The organism is Porphyromonas crevioricanis (assembly GCF_900167225.1).
In the GTDB taxonomy this organism is placed as follows: domain Bacteria; phylum Bacteroidota; class Bacteroidia; order Bacteroidales; family Porphyromonadaceae; genus Porphyromonas; species Porphyromonas crevioricanis.
Genome location: NZ_FUXH01000005.1, coordinates 20,938 through 38,776, shown reverse-complemented (window position 1 = coordinate 38,776; position 17,839 = coordinate 20,938). Strand labels below are relative to the sequence as shown.

The 17,839-nt window shown below is 46.7% G+C and carries 18 protein-coding genes, 1 tRNA gene and 1 riboswitch; of the genes, 10 read left to right on the top strand and 9 right to left on the bottom strand.

The window, feature by feature from the left end; genetic code table 11:
* Window positions 1-5: 5 nt before the first annotated feature.
* On the bottom strand, window positions 6-1,097 hold the full coding sequence (locus B5D48_RS04005; protein WP_023935978.1) for a glycosyltransferase family 9 protein: 1,092 nt from the start codon (window positions 1,095-1,097) through the stop codon (window positions 6-8).
* Between the two features lie 32 nt (window positions 1,098-1,129).
* Window positions 1,130-1,744 (bottom strand): DUF4254 domain-containing protein, encoded by a 615-nt coding sequence (locus tag B5D48_RS04000; protein ID WP_023935976.1) that lies wholly within the window; start codon window positions 1,742-1,744, stop codon window positions 1,130-1,132.
* Between the two features lie 339 nt (window positions 1,745-2,083).
* Between B5D48_RS04000 and B5D48_RS03995 the strand changes: the two genes are divergently transcribed.
* The gene (locus tag B5D48_RS03995) at window positions 2,084-2,710 is read left to right on the top strand and encodes a hypothetical protein (protein WP_023935974.1); all 627 of its coding nucleotides are present in this window, start codon (window positions 2,084-2,086) and stop codon (window positions 2,708-2,710) included.
* A 133-nt stretch (window positions 2,711-2,843) separates the two neighbouring features.
* On the opposite strand, the gene B5D48_RS03990 is transcribed toward B5D48_RS03995, so the two are convergent.
* From B5D48_RS03990 to B5D48_RS03965, 6 genes are all read right to left on the bottom strand, one after another.
* Window positions 2,844-3,197: a C-GCAxxG-C-C family (seleno)protein gene (locus B5D48_RS03990; protein ID WP_023935970.1), complete on the bottom strand. Its 354-nt coding sequence runs from the start codon at window positions 3,195-3,197 to the stop codon at window positions 2,844-2,846.
* Between the two features lie 243 nt (window positions 3,198-3,440).
* The gene (locus tag B5D48_RS03980) at window positions 3,441-3,869 is read right to left on the bottom strand and encodes a putative signal transducing protein (protein ID WP_023935966.1); all 429 of its coding nucleotides are present in this window, start codon (window positions 3,867-3,869) and stop codon (window positions 3,441-3,443) included.
* Window positions 3,870-4,277: a GtrA family protein gene (locus B5D48_RS03975; protein WP_036888420.1), complete on the bottom strand. Its 408-nt coding sequence runs from the start codon at window positions 4,275-4,277 to the stop codon at window positions 3,870-3,872. It lies immediately after the preceding gene.
* Complete coding sequence (locus B5D48_RS09030; RefSeq protein WP_023935963.1) at window positions 4,243-4,977, bottom strand: hypothetical protein; 735 nt, start codon at window positions 4,975-4,977, stop codon at window positions 4,243-4,245. Before B5D48_RS09030 ends, B5D48_RS03975 begins: the two co-directional genes overlap by 35 nt.
* 46 nt (window positions 4,978-5,023) lie before the next feature.
* Complete coding sequence (gene ruvC / locus B5D48_RS03970; RefSeq protein WP_023935962.1) at window positions 5,024-5,614, bottom strand: crossover junction endodeoxyribonuclease RuvC; 591 nt, start codon at window positions 5,612-5,614, stop codon at window positions 5,024-5,026.
* A gap of 3 nt (window positions 5,615-5,617) precedes the next feature.
* Window positions 5,618-5,947, bottom strand: coding sequence for a hypothetical protein (locus B5D48_RS03965; protein ID WP_023935961.1), 330 nt, complete (start codon window positions 5,945-5,947; stop codon window positions 5,618-5,620).
* Between the two features lie 162 nt (window positions 5,948-6,109).
* On the opposite strand from B5D48_RS03965, the gene B5D48_RS03960 reads away from it, so the two are divergent.
* Window positions 6,110-6,182 (top strand) — tRNA-Ala (locus tag B5D48_RS03960).
* A gap of 725 nt (window positions 6,183-6,907) precedes the next feature.
* On the opposite strand, the gene B5D48_RS03955 is transcribed toward B5D48_RS03960, so the two are convergent.
* Entirely contained in the window at window positions 6,908-8,107 is a 1,200-nt protein-coding gene (locus tag B5D48_RS03955; protein ID WP_023935957.1) for a T9SS type A sorting domain-containing protein, read from the bottom strand.
* A 331-nt stretch (window positions 8,108-8,438) separates the two neighbouring features.
* A riboswitch (cobalamin riboswitch) is annotated at window positions 8,439-8,652 on the top strand.
* A gap of 491 nt (window positions 8,653-9,143) precedes the next feature.
* Between B5D48_RS03955 and metG the strand changes: the two genes are divergently transcribed.
* The 8 genes from metG to B5D48_RS03910 all read left to right on the top strand — a co-directional run bounded on the left by metG (window position 9,144) and on the right by B5D48_RS03910 (window position 17,718).
* The gene (gene metG / locus B5D48_RS03945; RefSeq protein ID WP_143742801.1) at window positions 9,144-11,216 is read left to right on the top strand and encodes a methionine--tRNA ligase; all 2,073 of its coding nucleotides are present in this window, start codon (window positions 9,144-9,146) and stop codon (window positions 11,214-11,216) included.
* A gap of 30 nt (window positions 11,217-11,246) precedes the next feature.
* Window positions 11,247-12,401, top strand: a complete 1,155-nt coding sequence (locus tag B5D48_RS03940) for a DegT/DnrJ/EryC1/StrS family aminotransferase (protein WP_023935951.1) — start codon at window positions 11,247-11,249, stop codon at window positions 12,399-12,401.
* 31 nt (window positions 12,402-12,432) lie between these two features.
* The gene (locus tag B5D48_RS03935) at window positions 12,433-13,509 is read left to right on the top strand and encodes a Gfo/Idh/MocA family protein (RefSeq protein WP_023935949.1); all 1,077 of its coding nucleotides are present in this window, start codon (window positions 12,433-12,435) and stop codon (window positions 13,507-13,509) included.
* Window positions 13,510-13,524: 15 nt separating this feature from the next.
* Window positions 13,525-15,261 carry a bifunctional metallophosphatase/5'-nucleotidase gene (locus B5D48_RS03930; RefSeq protein ID WP_023935948.1) on the top strand — a complete coding sequence of 579 codons (1,737 nt, stop codon included), beginning with the start codon at window positions 13,525-13,527 and terminating at the stop codon, window positions 15,259-15,261.
* The gene (locus B5D48_RS03925) at window positions 15,258-16,007 is read left to right on the top strand and encodes a 3'-5' exonuclease (protein WP_023935946.1); all 750 of its coding nucleotides are present in this window, start codon (window positions 15,258-15,260) and stop codon (window positions 16,005-16,007) included. The genes B5D48_RS03930 and B5D48_RS03925 overlap by 4 nt, the downstream gene beginning before the upstream one ends.
* Window positions 16,008-16,138: 131 nt before the next feature.
* A complete protein-coding gene (locus B5D48_RS03920) occupies window positions 16,139-16,702 on the top strand; it encodes an RNA polymerase sigma factor (protein WP_023935944.1) in 564 nt (187 codons plus the stop codon).
* 93 nt (window positions 16,703-16,795) lie between these two features.
* On the top strand, window positions 16,796-17,179 hold the full coding sequence (locus tag B5D48_RS03915) for a hypothetical protein (RefSeq protein WP_023935942.1): 384 nt from the start codon (window positions 16,796-16,798) through the stop codon (window positions 17,177-17,179).
* A 71-nt stretch (window positions 17,180-17,250) separates the two neighbouring features.
* Window positions 17,251-17,718, top strand: a complete 468-nt coding sequence (locus tag B5D48_RS03910) for a hypothetical protein (RefSeq protein ID WP_143742800.1) — start codon at window positions 17,251-17,253, stop codon at window positions 17,716-17,718.
* Window positions 17,719-17,839: the final 121 nt, after the last annotated feature.

The following is a 17,839-nucleotide window of genomic DNA, read 5'->3' as shown; positions in this document are numbered from 1 at the left end:
GCTTCTCACCCGATTGGCGTAGACAGCGAGGTCGGATTGTTGAGAGGAGCCTCTACGATAGAGCTCACTCTTTCTACAATAGTTGTCACAGGTAACTCAAGGCAGGCATAATTGCGACCACGGCAAGGGCGGTTCCCGAATATGGAGCAAGGGCTGCACTCCAGGTCGAGAGAGAGGGCATCCTCGGCCGACTGTCCGTAACCCAGAAATCCAGCATAGCGATGAGTGGCACACCAGACAGATACAACTCTGCAACCCACCAAAGAAGCAAAGTGCATATTGGCACTGTCCATCGACAGCATACAGCGCAGTGTTTGCATCAGGGCAATTTCATCGGTCAAGGTCAATTTCCCGGCCATGGAGTAGGTGTGAGGGTACCGGTTGGCCCAGACTTCAAGGGTTTCGGCCTCTTTCCCTCTACCTCCGAAGAGACATATTTCCAGATTTCCTCTTGAGCTGAGTGTTTCTACAACCTGCTCCATCTTCTCTATCGGGTAGGTCTTGCTTTTGTGAGCAGCGAAAGGTGCGATGCCGATCCGTATATATGGGCTTTGCTCGACCGGCAACAACCCGGCTCGTCTTTGTGCTTCAAGCAAATCGGCTGTCGGCAATGCAATCGGAGGCGAAGTAGGCTCTGTATCAAACTCAAAGCGCAGGCCGGCTGCCCTGAAGACGGCTGCATATCGCTCTATCATTGATCCGATGGGTTTCTTGCGCTTTAGCGGTGGCATGGCCACGAGCATGGCTCTTTTGTTTCGTGGCTTATGCAGGTGCACCGAACTCACCCCTCTGAATTTGAGATAAGTCCTCAAAACTCGAGAGCGAAGAACATTGTGCAGGTCTATTACCTTGTCGAATCGCTCATCCGAGAGCCTTGATGCAAATTGCAGTAGCCCCCCCAGCCGTTTTTCGTCGTGTTTGGTGTCTATCCCCATGGCCTCGACATTGGGTGGGGCATTCAACAGCAAAGAGGTGAGTACTGGCATTGTCAGCAGAGTGAAGCTGTGCTCTGGATTGGCGCGAGCTACCGCATAGAGAACCGGTATGCTCATGGCTACATCTCCAAATGCCGAAAGGCGAATCACCAGATAGCGCATTGCTGCAAGTCGATTTGCTTGGGAAGAAAAGATCAGGCCTTGGCCTTATCCAGAAGTACAGGATTTAGATTGGGATCATTGTACATCTTCATCTGTTTGTAGACTTTCATGTACTTGCGCCCAGCCTCTATATCGGCCAATAGTTGATCTATGGCTCCGGAGAGATCTATGTCCTGCTCCATGAGGACAGCCAATTTCTGGCGACAGCTCTTTCTGGTCTCTTCCGAAGTGTCGGTGCGTTGAGTAGCCAGACGCATGTTGTAGATCTTTAGCTTGAGTATCGACAGTCTGTCTATCGCCCAAGCCGGGCTCTCGGTGTTGATCGTTGCATCAGCCTGCGGGCATACATCTCTGTATTTGGTGAGGAAGTAGGAGTCTATAAGCTCTACCAGATCGGTTCGATCTTGGTTACTCCTGTCTATACGACGCTTGATTTGTAGTGCAAGAGCAGGGTCTATGTCCGGATCTCGAATGATGTCTTCGAGATGCCACTGGATGTTGTCGATAAGATTTTTGCGATACAGATCGTGCTCTATCGTTTGTTCCGGATAGGGATTGGGGTAAGTGGCGTCTATATCTCCCTTAGCTTCGTAGGCCATAATGGCCTCATCGAATATTCGGGCAGCCAACTGACTGAAATTCTCCATGAGGATTATACTATAAGCGTAAATATTATGCCCAAAGGTAGTCATAATAGAGGAGTCCTGATTGCGTGGCTATTTCCCTCGCTGTAAAACCCTTTCTTCGCCAAGCCGATTTCCCTTTTTGTACAATAGGGTCATTTTCTGTCGCAGAACCTTCAAGAAGCCGAGGCTCTCGCGTATATTTGTGTCAAAAGGATTCTCCTCCTTGTTTCGGAGGCAGAGAGATTGTGTATTTGTATTTTATAACTCTTTAGTCGGGGGAATGTGAAAGTTTTGGTTATATTTGCCACATCGCTTGCTGAAAACAAGAAAATAACCAATACATCTAAACTTACACGAATTATGAAGAAAATCTTCTCTCTTTTGGTTTTGGCAGTTGCCGCTTTGACTGCTACCAATGCCCAGGATTATGGATTTCCCAAGGATGACCATGACCACAATCATGAAAACGTTATTTTCGTTGGGGGAGCTTTTACCTACTGGAACAACAATGACCAGAAAGCAACTTTCTTTCAGTTTGAACCGGAGTTTGGCGTCCTCTTCAATGATACTTGGGGAGCCGGTATAATGCTCGGATACGAATACAACAAGTCTCGTCATAAAGAAAGTGGCGAAGACCATATCGAGCGTGCATTCAGTGTTTCTCCTTTCGTACGCTACTACTACATGCACAGAGGTCCATTCAACTTGTATATAGATGGAGGTGTAGGTTTCAATTACTCTAAGGAAGAACACGAGACTGTCAAGGGTTTTGAGGTCGGTCTTCGTCCCGGAGCTTGTATTGACTTGACCAAAGGGCTGTGTCTTTGCATGCACCTTGGCTTCATAGGTTATCGTAAAGACTATTTCTCCGGCCATCATGATGGCATTGGCGGACATGGTCATGGAGGCCCGGCTTTTGGACAAAATGGATTCGGCTTGCGCTTTGCTCCTGAGGAGGTTTCCATAGGTCTCGAATTGGAATTCTAAGTAAGACTCAGCACGATAGTTGATTGAGGCAAAATAAAAAGCCCTGCAAACCAAGTCGGTTTGCAGGGCTTTCGTTTTTCAGACCTCAATGGTCTTTGTTGATAAGAGACTGTTGCCTTGCACAACAGTCTTTTTATTGATTACTTTTCTCGCCCAGACGCTCATTGACAAGCCGTTCGGCCAGACGTACAGCTTCTACACAGGGGAATTTGAGTTCAGCTTTCAGTTCTCTGCAAGTTGTCCCACCGGCTTCTTTCTTGAAATCGTCTTTTACTGACGGTAACTGATGCTTTTTCATCAATTCTTCGGCTGCATAGAGGGCTCCACAAAGCCCACCTTCTGCCCGTCCTCCTCCACAAGGACGGTAATGTAGCTCTATTTCGTCATCGGAGAGAGCGATGTGGTCTTGAAATTGTTTGAGTACGGATTGGCAACAGTTCCAGTTGTTCGGTTTGTTGTGGAAGAAATCTTCTGCGTGAGTTTTCATAAATGTGTGTCTTCGTAGGTTATGAGTGATAAGTATGTATTTAATTCTTTTTTGATCGCTTGCGAATTGTTTTGTAGATAGGTACCAACACAAGTACACCCGATATGACAAGGCTTAGCACGAGAGGCCCATCTATTTCGGCGTGAGCGAGTATGTACATAACAATCAAAACCCACAAAAGGATGATACAAACCATCTGAAGTTTGCTGAGGGGTTTGCGTGTTCGCATGGCAAAAGGGAGGGTTAGCCGGCAAAGGATGTAATCAAGTATAGAGTCAAAGCCAAGAGTGCAAGAAATAGGATTGTACTCAGCAGCAAAGCCCAAAGGCGAAACTCCAAATTCTTTTTTCTGAAGAAGGGCAATTTGTCGGCCAAACTTGCTATTGTGCCGATGTCGCTTTCTGTCTCATCAGGCAGACTGTAACCCTCTTCCTCCAGTATTTGCAAGGCTTTCTCCACGTCAAGCTCGGCGATCTCTACCCTATAACCGCCGATGTCTACCATGGGGGATAGCATCCTGTTACTAAACTCATTGCGCAGATAGGCTCTCACGCCATGCCGAGACAGAAGTGATAGCAGGTATTCGGCTTCTTCAAACTCCTGATAGCTGGCCAATAAGAGCATGCGCTCCTCTGCCGGCGGAGAAGGAAGAGAAGGATTAGTGGGTTTCATTCAGGCTTCGCATTGTTTAGATACAGGGGAGAATGTGATATACTTGTTGAACAGGAAATTGAGTATTGTGTACAGCAGCATCCCTATTACATGATTGTAGTAGGAGTCGTAGGTCGTGTGTCTGTTGAGAACAAAGACGGCTGCGTACTGTATCAGGTAGCAGATTAGAAAAGCCAGTAGGAATATCAGGAAGTCTCTCGTCCAGCTGTGTTCACTGGAGAAAGTCCACTTCCTGTTCCATACAAAGCTATTGATGATACCGGCCGTATAGCCCAATAGATTGGCTATCCAATCGGGGCTATCGGCTTTTTTTAGCAGAACCCATATTACGATGGCTGTGATGAGCGTATTGGAAACGCCGATCAGCCCGTACTTAATGAGTTGGATCAAGGTTTTTCTCCTTAGCATATTTGGCCAAAGTTTCTTTGATTACCTGTGGAGTGATGGGCTGGGAGTTGGTAACCATAAAGCTGTCTCCCAAGAAATTTCCATAGAGGTTGCACTCAAGGATAAATCCCACAAAAATCTCTTTGATAGGGGATTGTATGGGTAGGAGGAAAGAAATTTGGATGTAATTGTATCCAACGGAGATATCCTCCACTTCGCCTCCATATTGCTCCATTCGGTATTGTAGCTCTTTGGTGAATAGCTCCACCTGAAAAGGCTCGAACTCTTGCAGATGTACGGTGTGGAAAAGCCCCATGAAGCGCATTAGATCGCCACGGCCGCCCAACCCGCTGGCTACGGCTATCTGTCGTTCATCGACCAAGTCGCTCATCATAGCCACTCTGCATTCGAGTTTGGCCATCATGGCCCACTGCCTTAGCTCTCCTTCGGGAGCAATTTTCAGAAAGTCTTCGATTACCCGATAGGCTTCTACTCTGCCCGACATTGCCAGTCGAGAGAGTGCCATACGGCGTGTCGAGAGAGGTTTGTCTTGATCGAAGATGAGCTTCTCGGCATCCATGGTCGGATAGTTGTGCGGATTTCCTTCTCCCTTGGTCATCCTCAGTGCAATAGATTGTTTGAAGTACTCGGCCTGCAAGGGCAGCGGTACAGGTTCTTCCAGCTGATGTATTTGCCCGCCAAGTCTGCTTATGTCGTCCATAGGAACTTTCGTGCTATAATGTTTCTACAAAGATAATGAGAGCTGTTTATATCGGCTTTCTCCGTTCTTGAGAGCCTTTGACTCGATTGGGATTGGCCTTTACGAAGTCGCTCCAACTCTTGGTTGCCGAGGTCTGTTTTTGCAGCGGATTGGAGGTGAGGAAGAAGTGGCAAAGAGCTGTAGCCAAAGCATCTGTGGCATCCATCTCTTTTAGCATTGATTCTTCGGGGATGTGTAAGAAACGCTGCAACATACCGGCTACCTGCTCTTTGGAGGCGTGTCCATTCCCGGTGATCGCCTCTTTGATACGCATAGGTACATATTCGGTGATCGGGATATCTCTGGTAAGGGCTGCTGCCATTGCAACGCCCTGAGCGCGTCCGAGCTTTAGCATGGACTGCACGTTTTTGCCAAAAAAAGGGGCTTCGATAGCAAGTTCGTCAGGTAGATAGGCATCTATCAGACCTGTTACCCTATCGAAAATACGTTTTAGCCTGATGTAGTGATTGTCGTATCTATTGAGCTTGATCACACCCATTGTGATCATCTCGGCCCGTTGTCCCTGTACCCTCAGCAGTCCGTAGCCCATAACCACCGTACCCGGGTCTATGCCTAAGATGATACGCTCCGCTGGCATTCCTTAGTCGATCGTTTCGGGTTGAATTTCTTCGAGTAGCGAATCGAAACTCAATAATCTATTGTCGAAAACCTCAGATATGGCTTTGATTGATTCGGCCAAGGTAGGGGAAGCCATGACTTGCTCTTTCGTTTCTCTATCGGGGAAGATGAATTGCAAGCTGCAATTACATACATTCTCGTCATAAATCGGATCTGTGAGGCGGTAGGCATATAGTTCTACTTCTGCAAAGGCCGCTCTCAGTTGTGGCAACGTGGTCTTGCTAAGGTGTGCCTCCAATTCCTTGCTCTGCTCTCGAGGAATTGCAAAGTTGATATTATATAAGTGTCGCATACTTGTGAATTTCCTTGTTTGAGGGGGACTGTTGTATGGGTTGTAAAAAGGCTGTTTCAGTAGACTTTGTATTCTATTTGTATCCTACTAATGGTCTGATTGGTATTCTATACGCAAATGTATGTATATCCAAGAAATGTTCTATATTTGCGGTCGCAAGGGGGGGTATTAGCTCATCTGGTAGAGCGCAACACTGGCAGTGTTGAGGTGAGCGGTTCGAGTCCGCTATACTCCACGAAAGAGTTTGGGTGCAGGTCGCAGCATGCGGTTTGCACCCTTTTTTTTATACCTGAATTGGAGCCAGACTCTTCTGTATAAAATTCTTCTTTGGCTCCTTGAAATGATTGCACGATCTCTGCTAAAAAAAGTCCCCAGGATAGTTCTCCGAGAGGCAACTTTTATTTGTTTTCTTTTGTTTGGTTGTGCGTTATTGTGTTTTCTTTTGCTGTGCTTTTCCTACTCAAATTGGGGCTATTTTGATCGTTTTTTTCCTCTCTTTTTTGATGCTCATGGGAGACGTTTTTTGCTGACACGGGAGAAAAGGAAATTTCTCTCCTGAGAAAAAAATTGCTCTCTCCTGTGTTAGCAAAATTTCTCTCAGGAGAAAATTTGACCCTGCTGAAATACCCTATTCATCGCTGTTCTGGAAGCCTCACACAAGAGGGGTAAAAGAGAGCTAATCTTCTGTGTACAGTCTGTTTTTTTCTCTCTCTTCTCGGCTTTTATTGCAATCTGAATTTTACAAAATATATCTATTTCAACTACAAGAATGTAGGAGCTTCTTGATAACCCTTGAAGAATGCGTGAGCCCAAAACCTCCGCACACGAAACTCTTTTGATTCGTTATGTCTGGTACGTCATAGAGGAAGTCTGTGCGAAGGTCTCTGTAAGCAAAGAAAAAGCCTGCGACAAGGAGAGGAAAGTTCTCTTGTGTCGCAGGCTTCTTTATTTAGTGCAAACTTATTCGCCTAAGTAGATCTTTCCAGTGTATCGCAAGCCTTGTGTGTCGGTCACGATGTAGAGATATAGCCCTGTGGGAAGGGAGGAGAGATCGACAGAGGTCTTGTCCTCCATATTGCCGACCCATACTTGTTCAGCTTTCATATTGTACAGAGCCAATGTCTTTAGGTTTGTCTTTTCCCATCGTAGAAGATTGTCCTTAGCAACAAAAGCCCATTCCTTGGGCAAGAAAGGATTATTTGTCAGACCTTCGACATTTAGCATCTGGTCTGCTCGGAAGCAATCTTTTGCTGTGACATTCTCTTGAGGAAGGATTAGGTTGTCGTACAAGTCCTGTTGTGGACGAGGGTCGTGATAGACAACTTGGTCATCCTGCAGGAAACAAAGCAGAGAGGCTCTATGATAGATATTAAAAAGATGTTGCCCCGGAGCTTTTTCTTTGAGCATAGAAGCTGATGTGGGTATGAGCCGAACATAAGTAAATCCGAAGCCTTCCATAGCTCCTATTCCATCTACCCATTTAACACCGAAAGAGGAGTTGTTTTTGAAGGAAATTGTTCGTCTCCACCTCCCTGCGATATACTCATAATTATAGTCCTTGAATTGAGGTCTTGTTGCATCATTTCCCCATACTCGATCGTATGCCGTTTGTGGTTTTTCGTACAGGTTGAAATCATATAGGATACGCTCTTGATCGGGATTAGGAAGAGACCCTGTGTCTGAATTGTCTCCTTTTTCTATGAAATTGAAAGGAGCTACATTCCCTGCCCAATGCCAACCTCCAAATTCCCAGAATGTGTTGGGATAGGTCTCCGGATCAGAAAGCCCTTGTGGTATACGTAAGTAAACAACCCCCTTGTCTTGACGAATAGCCCCCCAGTAGTTTGTTTCGTTCGCGATAAATCTATCGTCTTTGGTACAATAGACTTTTTTGTAGTTCAACTGATTGATTGTCGTATCTCCATTTATAAATATATAGGAAAAGAAGAGCCCTTCGGGGGACTTTGCTCCCTCAGAAGGTATGACGTGCTTACTCATTTGGCAGCTGTTCACCCAAATCGTACCATCACGGAGAGGAAATTCCATGATTTGGTAATTTTCATCTGTTGGCTTCTCGCCCATTTCTTCTTGTGCCCTAGTTGTCACAGGCACAACGAGTAGTGCAATAAGCACTGCTAATAGTATTCGTGTTGTTTTCATAAGAAGGATGATTTATTGATTTCTAACTCAGTTGAGGAGTAATGTTGTAGAAACTCTCTGTCTGAAAACAAAAAAAACATGGCTAAAATCAACCAATGCTGTTATTGATAGGTTTGCTCTTATCTTGTTGTCTTTTGATACGGCTTTGCGCTTAGACTAACAATTCTACTCACGCTTGTAAGTCTCTCATTTGGCATTGCTGTCAGATATCCCCTGATGTCAAAGTTAGTAAAATAACAACTACCCGCCAATTTGTTTTCGGTAGATACTTATTTCGGTATCGAGCCTAACTAAGCAGATTGCTTTAGTCCGGCATAGTTCATTTTATTGTATACCTTTGTGGCGATGGTGTTCCCTAATTAGGCTTTTGTCGGATTGGGATTAAAAGGGAATCGGGTGAAAATCCCGGGCAGACCCGCTGCTGTAAGTTGCGTTTGAGCCGCAGGCATTATGCCACTGTAGGAGGATTCTTTGTCTCGTATGGGAAGGCGCTTGTTTTGGTGAAGCAACGAAGCCAGAAGACCTGCATCGTCTGTTTCTGCGGCTTCGAGGTTAAGCTAAGGATATGCGTCCTGTATATCCTCTCAAAATCCCCCCGAGGAAGATCGTCCCGCTCGCAGACGGGAGACTCTGTGTTCTCGACCTGCCATAGTCGAGTCGCTTAGTGGATTTCGGAAAGCCTCTGTCTGTGCATGCTGTGGGATGAGCTCCATGGTCGTTGTCAGGCAAGAGGCTTTCTCTTTTTAGAGAAGAGACATGAGGTAGTTTGCACAATAAGTCTCGTAGCGTGATTTTCGGAGGATAATTGCCTCCTACCTGTTGCCACAAAATTTCTCCTCCCATGCAAACTCTCAGAATAGAGGGACTTGCGCAAAAGATCGTTGTATCGTATATGACCAAGCCCGAATGTCGAAAATAACGCAGCAAGAGCCGCGTTGTGCAACGGTCTCTAAAAGATTGCTTGCTATCTTTGCAGTTGTAAGTAATAAATAATGTGTACACAAGGCAGGCTTGACTGACTCCTGCTTGTGTGTCGATGGGGTTTTACCACGGAAAAGAGCGTATGACAAAGAAATTCAAGCGTACACTGATCACCACGGCCTTGCCTTATGCCAATGGCCCTGTTCATATCGGACACTTGGCCGGAGTATATGTACCGGCAGATATCTATGCGCGTTACCTCCGATTGCGAGGGAGCGAAGTACTTTTGATAGGAGGGTCGGATGAGCATGGAGTCCCCATTGCTCTGAAAGCCAAAGCCGAAGGGGTAAGTCCCCAACAAGTGGTAGATCGCTACCATACCCTCATCAAAGAGAGCTTCGAGCGATTTGGTATTGGTTTCGATGTCTACGGTCGCACCACCAGTGATACGCACCGTCGTACAGCGGGTGAGTTTTTCCGAAAACTCTATGAGAAAGGAGAGTTTGTAGAGCAGACTACAGAGCAGTATTACGACCCCGAGGCAAAGCAGTTCTTGGCCGATCGTTATATCACGGGTACCTGCCCACACTGTGGAAACGAGCGGGCTTATGGTGATCAGTGTGAGGCTTGTGGTACATCGCTCAATGCTACTGATTTGGTGAACCCCAAAAGTGCCATTAGTGGTTCGGTACCGGAGTTGCGCAGTACCAAACACTGGTATTTGCCTTTGGACAAACATGAGTCATTCCTCAAAAAATGGATCCTGGAGGATCATCGAGAATGGAGAAGTAATGTCTATGGTCAGTGTAAGAGTTGGATAGACATGGGACTGCAGCCAAGAGCTGTGAGTCGCGATTTGGATTGGGGAATACCGGTGCCTGTGGAAGGAGCCGAAGGTAAAGTTTTGTATGTCTGGTTCGATGCCCCTATCGGCTATATTTCCAATACCAAAGATTTGCGTCCTGATGATTGGGAAACCTGGTGGAAAGATCCGGAGACCAGGCTGCTGCACTTCATAGGGAAAGACAATATCGTATTCCACTGTATTGTTTTCCCCGCTATGTTGAAAGCCGAAGGCTCCTATATCTTGCCGGAGAATGTTCCTGCCAACGAGTTCCTCAATTTGGAGGGAGATAAGATCTCTACCAGTCGAAATTGGGCTGTTTGGTTGCATGAGTATCTGGATGAATTTCCCGGCAAGCAGGATGTTCTGCGCTATGTCCTTACTGCCAATGCTCCGGAGACTAAGGACAATGATTTCACATGGAGCGATTTCCAGGCTCGTAACAACAATGAGTTGGTTTCCGTTTTGGGCAACTTTGTAAACCGTGCATTGGTCTTGACACAGAAATACTATGATGGAGTGGTGCCGGCTGCTGGTTCGCTTGATGATTATGACCGGGAGACATTGGCAGAAGTTCGCAGGCTCAAGGAAGAGATAGAGCAACGGTTAGATGCTTTCCATTTGCGTGATGCCCAAAGAGAAGCCATGAATATGGCTCGTGTGGGGAATAAATATCTGGCTGATACCGAGCCTTGGAAATTGATCAAGACCGATCCGGAGCGTGTTGCCACGATTATGTATGTAGCCATACAGATCACGGCCAATCTGCGGATTGCTTTTGCTCCATTCTTGCCCTTTAGTGCGGATAAGATTGGAGAAATGCTTGCAATGCCGATTGATAGACTTGATTGGGATCTTCTGGGTCGGGAAGACTTGATCCCGGCCGGTCATTGCCTGGGGAAGGCAGAATTACTTTTTGAGAAAATAGAAGATGCCGTGATAGAGGCCCAGTTACAGAAACTGGCTGCAACCAAGGAGAGCAACAATTTGGCTGCTTGGCAACCCAAGCCGATAGCTGCGGAATGCAGTTTTGACGACTTCCTTAAGTTGGACATAAGGGTTGGTACCGTGTTGGAGTGTACCAAGGTTCCCAAAGCAGATAAGTTGTTGCAGTTCCGTATCGATGATGGTTTAGGAGGGCGGACTATCGTATCGGGTATCGCCCAATATTATCAACCGGAGGATTTGGTTGGCAAACAGGTCTGTTTTATAGCTAATTTCCCACCCCGCAAATTGCGAGGTATCATGTCGGAAGGAATGATTCTGTCGGCAGAATATCCCGATGGAAAGCTGCGAGTGATTGGACCTACGGAGCCTATAGAGCCAGGCTGTACGGTCGGCTAAAACGAATTTTGATCCTCTCTTTTGCTGCAAATGTCCGGCTTATCTCACATACCGCAGTTTGATCCTCGTCGCATCTATCTCTTTCTGAGAGAAGAGATAGACCAAGCCGTGAGCGAGGTGTTGGATAGTGGTACTTATATAGGAGGGGAGGCAGTTGGTCATTTCGAGCAGCAGTTAGCCTCTTTTGTAGGAGAAGGGAAGGAATACCGAGCTGTTTCTTGTGCCAATGGTACTGATGCTTTGGCTTTAGCTCTCAGCCTTTCCCGTTTGAAGCCCGGTGACGAAGTATTGATGCCTTCGCATACCTACGTTGCAGCGGCAGAAATGGCGGTAAGCCAGGGGCTGATACCTGTATGGGTAGATGTAGAAAAGGAGGGATACAATGTGGATCCCGATCCGGAGCATTTGGAGGCTTGTATGAGCAGGCGAACCAAGGCAATGGTAGCCGTGAACATATATGGTATGCCTGCTGCCTGGCCTCGTCTGAAAGACTTCTGCCACAACCATGGCTTGTTGTTGATAGAGGATAATGCACAAGGCTTGGGAGGAAGTCTTGATGGTAAAGCCTTAGGAAGTTGGGGTGATGTCTCTACGCTTAGCTTTTTCCCGACCAAACCTCTCGGTTGTATGGGAGACGGAGGGGCTGTGCTCGGACCTTCATCAGACGATATGCAGCGTATCGCCATGCTGGCTCGGCATGGGCAGCAGGGAAAGTATAACTATATAGAACCTGGGCGTAATAGTCGCTTGGATGCTTTGCAAGCGGCAATCCTGAGTGTCAAGTTGCGGTATTTGTCTCAGATGCAGCATTTCGTACGGGTGATTGCTCGGAGCTATGCCGAGGCTTTATCGGACATAGAAGGTTTGCTGTTACCCCAGTGCAGCTTGCTCCCGAATGCCCAGCCTTCGTGGCACTTGTTCACGATACGAGTCTTAGGAGGTCAAAGAGATGCTCTTCGAGCGTTCTTGTCTGACCGGAGAATTGCTGCAGGCCTTTATTACCCCGCTCCACTACACCGAGTGCCGTGTTACGCTCGGATAGCTTCGCCCCATAGTTCTCCTTGTATCGAGACAGATCGCCTGAGCGAAGAAATACTATCGCTTCCTATTTTCCCCTTGATGAGAGAAGAGGAGTGCGAGCGTGTGGTAGATGCTGTGCGTAGCTTTTTTATGATCAATAGATAAGGAAGAATTAACTCGGATTTGTGATAGAGTTATGAATCAAAATATGGAGCCTGATTGCAGAGGGATTGTGCGTTTTGCCATCGTAGGCTGTGGCCACATTGGCAAGCGGCATCTCGAAATGGTCAGTAGAGATCCCCGAGGGTGCGTTGTCGCTCTTTGTGATGTGAGAGATCGGGCAGAGCTGAATCTACCCGAAGAAGCTGCTCAGCTGCCTTTCTTTCAGTCTATTGAGGAACTCCTTTCATCGGGTTTGGATATAGATGTGGTATCTATATGTACACCTAATGGTCTGCATGGACATATGGGTTGTTTGGCTTTGTCTGCAGGTTATCATGTCCTTATTGAGAAGCCTATTGTGCTCGACCTGCATGAGGGTGAGCTTTTGCGAGAAGCTGCTACCCAAAGCAAACGGCGGATATTCGGGGTCCTGCAGAATAGATATACTCCCTCTTCTATATGGCTTAAAAACTTGATAGGGAGCGGCCGTTTGGGTAAGGTGTATGATGTGCGAATGGATTGTTTGTGGAACCGGGATGAGCGTTACTATCTTCCTCGCAACTGGCATGGTACAGCCGATATGGATGGCGGGACATTATTTACCCAGTACTCCCATTTCGTCGATTTACTCACTTGGTGGTTTGGTCCAATTGATAAGTTGCGCTTTGCCGATTTTGCCAATTACAGCCATGGCAATCTGATTGATTTTGAAGATAGCGGAGAAGTAGCATTTGATTTTGTTTCCGGAGCTAAGGGGAGACTTAGCTATTCGACAGCTGTCTATGGGCGGAATATGGAGATAGCCCTCACGGTATTGTCGGAGAAGGGTTGCATCCGTCTTGGAGGGGCTTTCCTGAATGAGATACAGCACTGCGAAGTGGCCGGTTATCAGGTGCCCAAAATGCCGGTTTCCGCACCAGGCAACCAATATGGCGGATATTCGGGTAGTGCGCAGAATCATCATTTGGTGATTCGGCATGTGGTAGCCTCTCTATTGGGAGAGGAAGCCGAGGTTGTGGGCCTGGAGGATGGTTTGGGAGTTGTGCGTACGATACAGCAGATTTATGATCATCCAGCTTATAGGTCATACAGTAAGAAATCAGGTAAATAATTTAGGAAGTTGAATATGAGTAGATTTATTTTGTTTTGTCGCTCCCTTATCGCTGCTTGGGGTGTCTTTTGCTGTGTCTTTTTGTCAGCTTGCTCCGGAGAGCGTACTACAGAAATACGCATCATACATACAACCGATATACACGGCAATTATTTCTCTTTCGACTTCTTGGCCGACTCAGCCGGCACCGGCTCCATGTCTCGATTGTCCTCCTTTCTCAAGGAAGCCAGAAAACAAAATCCCAGCCTGCTTTTGATTGATGGGGGGGATATCCTTCAAGGGACACCGGCAGCCTATTATTCCAATTATGCCGATACCCTGCCTGTAAACTTGGCTGCACAAACGATGAATTATTTGCGTTTTGATGCTTCCGTAGTGGGGAACCATGATATAGAGACCGGGCACGAGGTGTATGATTCGTGGATTAAGGATTGCAAGTTTCCCGTGTTGGCTGCTAATATGATAGATATTGAGACGGACAAGCCTTATTTGCCTCCTTATACGATCAAAGACATAGACGGAATTCGTGTCGCTATCTTGGGCTTTGTAACCCCTGCGATACCGGAGTGGTTACCTCAAGATCTTTGGCGAGGAGTTGGGTTTGAGGATATACTGATTTCCGCTCAGCAGTGGGTGCCGTATGTGATAGAGCATGAGAAGCCTGATATTCTCATCGGCTTGTTGCACTCCGGTTTGAAAAATACCAATAGACACTATATCGAGAACGCCGGAGAGTTGTTGGCCAAGGAAGTCTCGGGGTTTGATGCCTTGTTTATCGGTCACGATCACCGCAAGTTCAATGGGCAGCTACGTACTTCTCGTGGAGATTCGGTGCATGTCTGCAACCCTGCCAGCCATCTGGATTTCGCTTCGGACTTGACTATTCGTGTTACCCGCAAAGGGAATAAGATTGTAGCTAAGGATATTTCGTCCAGGTTGGTAGACTTGAACCAATATGAGCCGGATCCGGCTTTTGAAAGGGCTTTTTCCGAGCAACAACAGGCTGTACGTAAATGGGCAAATCGACAGGTAGGAGTGCTGGAGACTCCACTTGATATTCGTGGCTCTCTATTCGGTCCTACTCCCTTCCTTAGCCTGATACATCGTGTGCAGCTGGATGCTACAGGAGCCGACATTTCTTTTGCTTCTCCATTGGATTTGCATACTTATATCCCGGCTGGCCCTCTGCGTGTGCGAGATTTATTCTCCCTCTATCGATTTGAAAACTTCCTCTATGTTATGGAACTTACCGGTTCCGAAGTGAAGGACTATCTGGAGTTTTCTTATGGTAAATGGGCTAATCACATGAAAGGACCGAAAGACCATTTGCTCCTCTTCCGGACAGGGATTACTCCGCAGGATAAGTTCAAGACATTGCATGAGATTTTTAACTACAGCTCTGCTGCCGGGATCGATTATACAGTGGATGTCTCGAAGCCTGCTGGAGATAGAGTGAAGATCTTAAAAATGAGTAATGGACAACCGTTTGACTACTCCAAAGTATACCGTGTGGCTCTTGATTCGTTCAGAGGAGGTGGAGGAGGAGATTTGCTTACCGAAGGTTGTCAAATTCGTTTTGAGGAATTAGCCAGGCGTATTGTTGAAGAGAAAGACGATATTCGCAGCTATGTGCACAAATATATTGTAGACAAGGGCAGTATCGAAGTGCAGAATAATGCCAATTGGCGATTTGTGCCTGAAATCTGGGTACGAGAAGCGATTGAGCGTGATACTAAAATCATGTTCCCATGAGTATTTGGCTACTATTGGCCACAGTAGCCTTCGGTTCGGTAGTAGGTTGGATCCTGAGTGAAGGCAGACCGAGAGATCGCTTTGGGAACCCTATTTACAAACCTATTCGGGTAGATATAGACCAAACAAGAAAGCTCCGGCTGACAGCTGCTCCGGAAGGGGCCAAGCCTGCTGTGATGATTATAGACACTGAAACAACTGGTTTGCCTCCAGAAGAGGGAGGACTTGACCCTTCGCTCAAACGTATTGCCGTCATCCAACTGGCATGGATCCTCTTGGATGCAGAAGGTCGAAAAATAGAGGAGCACTGCTTTTTACTTTCTCAGCCTGAAGAGGAAATCCCTTACGAGGCTGAGGCTATTCATCATATTTCTACTGAGCAGATGAGAACGGAAGGAGAGTCGCCCGCCGAGGTGTATGGCTTGTTGCTGGAGCGACTCGAAGCCCGCCCGTTGCTGGTGGCTCATAATGCTGCTTATCACTTGGCTGTGTTAGTTCGAGATATGCAATGCCATGCTTGTGATCCCTCCCCCTTGCTTGAAGCCGACTCCTATTGCACTATGGAGTCCGGGATTGATGCCGCTCATATTATCGGAGCAGCAGGACAATGGAAATACCCAAAACTCGGAGAACTTTTCGGTGTGCTTTATTATGGAAAGCCTCGGCTTGAGCTGAAGTATAGCAATAAGGCACTAGCCGATGTTCGCATGGTTGCTGCCGTTTATAAGCGATTGACAGGCATCTGATATTTTTCTTTTTGAGTGCTATTTCGTTGATTTTCAATTTGCTATCCCATCTCTTTTTGTGATATAATTCGCTGTCGAGATTCGGATGTCCGAAATTTTGAGAGGAATAAATACACTATCTTTGTGAATAGATGGGAAAATTAGGTCATTCCGAAGCCGATTTGCTTGAGCGTTTGCGCAAGCCCGATACTAAGCGCGCTGCATTCGCTGAGGTGGTCGAGAGTTATTCTGAGCGGATTTATTGGCAAGTACGTCGTATGGTGCACAACCACGATGATGCCGATGATATGGTGCAGAATACTTTCTTGAAAGCCTGGGCCGGAATAGATGATTTTCGGGGAGATGCACTACTCTCCACTTGGCTCTATCGGATTGCCATGTATGAATGTCTGGCTTTCCTCAAGAAAAACAAGCTAGGCTCTCATTCCGAAGTTGATGTGACAGATGAGAATGCTTTCCTGCTTGAGCAGGCCTTGACCGACCCTTATTTCGATGGAGACGAAGCTGAAGCTCTGTTTGCTGCGGCAATTGCTGCTTTGCCCGATAAACAACGCTTGGTTTTCACTTTGCGATATTACGAGGATATGCCGTACAGTGAGATTAGCCGGGTTACCGGTACCAGTGAGGGAGCTTTGAAAGCATCCTATCACCACGCCAGCCGAAAAATAGAATCCTTTTTGCGCAGTCAGCATTAAACTTTGAGACTCTTCTGTCTCTATAGCTGTATATGGCACAGACTTACGTAGCCTCCGGACCTCGGTCGTGGCTTCGTTTTTTTAGTATGACTTATGAATAGCCCGAAAGAAATATCAAAATGGCCGGATCCTCTCCGAAGTAGAGAGCATTATTTCGTTCCGCAGGATTACTTCGATAATCTCAACGAACGGATAATGTCTCGTATCGAGAAGGAGTGTGCTCAAGAGCGAGTGCAGAAGCCGAATCTTCGGCTATGGTCTTACCTTAGGCCGGTGCTTTATATGGCAGCCTCTTTCCTAATCGTGATCGCCGGTTTCAAGCTCCTTGAGTGGCAGACGGGACGCGTAAAGAGTTTGCCGATAGCAGAGCAACCGGTTACCCAAAACGATTTGTCTATAGAGACAGAAGCTTATTACGACTTTTTGACCGAAGACGACTATTTGGCACGAGCCTATCTGCCGGAGGATGCTTTTTAACCCCATTAGGAGCAACTGATGTCAAGATCGATCACTCACATAGTATTACCCGATTTTATCCTTGTAGAAATTTGATGCGAAAGATACTCTTACCACTATATTTGGGCTTGCAGCTTCTTTGGCTGTGTTGTCCGGATTCCCTTTCAGCGCAGGAAACATCGAGAGGAAGATGCCCTGCGGGTCCATGGTATAAGAAGGCCTGTATCGAGTATGAGACCTTTGTGCTCAAAGAGCTCCAACTGACCGATGATGAAACTCGGGCATTCTTGCCTTTGATGAGGGTTTATGACAGGAGACGTGTGGATTGTATGCGTTCAGCACTTCGTTTGCGCAGAGAGATAGAAACCAAGGTTAATCCTACCGATCGAGAGATTGATGATTTGCTGGATCAACTCTACGAGGCCAAATTATCTTCCATTGAGATACAGAAGGAGTATTACGACAAATTGAAGGGGGTGATTCCCCGGCAAAAAATACTCAAGCTATCAAGGCTGAGTCGCAAGTTCGTTTCAACAAAACTAATGAGTGACGACCATTAGAGTCAGGTTTTCTTTAGGATTTATCTGCCCTTTCCTTGTTTGCGAGGAGAGGGCATTTTTTTGAGCCGAGCTCCCTCCCCCTCAAAAAAACAGACCTCTTGCATACCGCACACCAATAGCG

Coding starts and splice junctions, on each gene's coding strand:
- B5D48_RS03930 (WP_023935948.1), top strand. CDS start 13,525: ATGAGTAGATTTATTTTGTTTTGTCGCTCCCTTATCGCTGCTTGGGGT.
- B5D48_RS03940 (WP_023935951.1), top strand. CDS start 11,247: ATGTCCGGCTTATCTCACATACCGCAGTTTGATCCTCGTCGCATCTAT.
- B5D48_RS09030 (WP_023935963.1), bottom strand. CDS start 4,977: ATGGACGACATAAGCAGACTTGGCGGGCAAATACATCAGCTGGAAGAA.
- B5D48_RS03965 (WP_023935961.1), bottom strand. CDS start 5,947: ATGCGACACTTATATAATATCAACTTTGCAATTCCTCGAGAGCAGAGC.
- B5D48_RS03955 (WP_023935957.1), bottom strand. CDS start 8,107: ATGAAAACAACACGAATACTATTAGCAGTGCTTATTGCACTACTCGTT.
- B5D48_RS03995 (WP_023935974.1), top strand. CDS start 2,084: ATGAAGAAAATCTTCTCTCTTTTGGTTTTGGCAGTTGCCGCTTTGACT.
- B5D48_RS04000 (WP_023935976.1), bottom strand. CDS start 1,744: ATGGAGAATTTCAGTCAGTTGGCTGCCCGAATATTCGATGAGGCCATT.
- B5D48_RS03990 (WP_023935970.1), bottom strand. CDS start 3,197: ATGAAAACTCACGCAGAAGATTTCTTCCACAACAAACCGAACAACTGG.
- B5D48_RS03925 (WP_023935946.1), top strand. CDS start 15,258: ATGAGTATTTGGCTACTATTGGCCACAGTAGCCTTCGGTTCGGTAGTA.
- B5D48_RS03975 (WP_036888420.1), bottom strand. CDS start 4,277: ATGCTAAGGAGAAAAACCTTGATCCAACTCATTAAGTACGGGCTGATC.
- B5D48_RS04005 (WP_023935978.1), bottom strand. CDS start 1,097: ATGCGCTATCTGGTGATTCGCCTTTCGGCATTTGGAGATGTAGCCATG.
- B5D48_RS03920 (WP_023935944.1), top strand. CDS start 16,139: ATGGGAAAATTAGGTCATTCCGAAGCCGATTTGCTTGAGCGTTTGCGC.
- B5D48_RS03980 (WP_023935966.1), bottom strand. CDS start 3,869: ATGAAACCCACTAATCCTTCTCTTCCTTCTCCGCCGGCAGAGGAGCGC.
- B5D48_RS03915 (WP_023935942.1), top strand. CDS start 16,796: ATGAATAGCCCGAAAGAAATATCAAAATGGCCGGATCCTCTCCGAAGT.
- metG (WP_143742801.1), top strand. CDS start 9,144: ATGGGGTTTTACCACGGAAAAGAGCGTATGACAAAGAAATTCAAGCGT.
- ruvC (WP_023935962.1), bottom strand. CDS start 5,614: ATGCCAGCGGAGCGTATCATCTTAGGCATAGACCCGGGTACGGTGGTT.
- B5D48_RS03935 (WP_023935949.1), top strand. CDS start 12,433: ATGAATCAAAATATGGAGCCTGATTGCAGAGGGATTGTGCGTTTTGCC.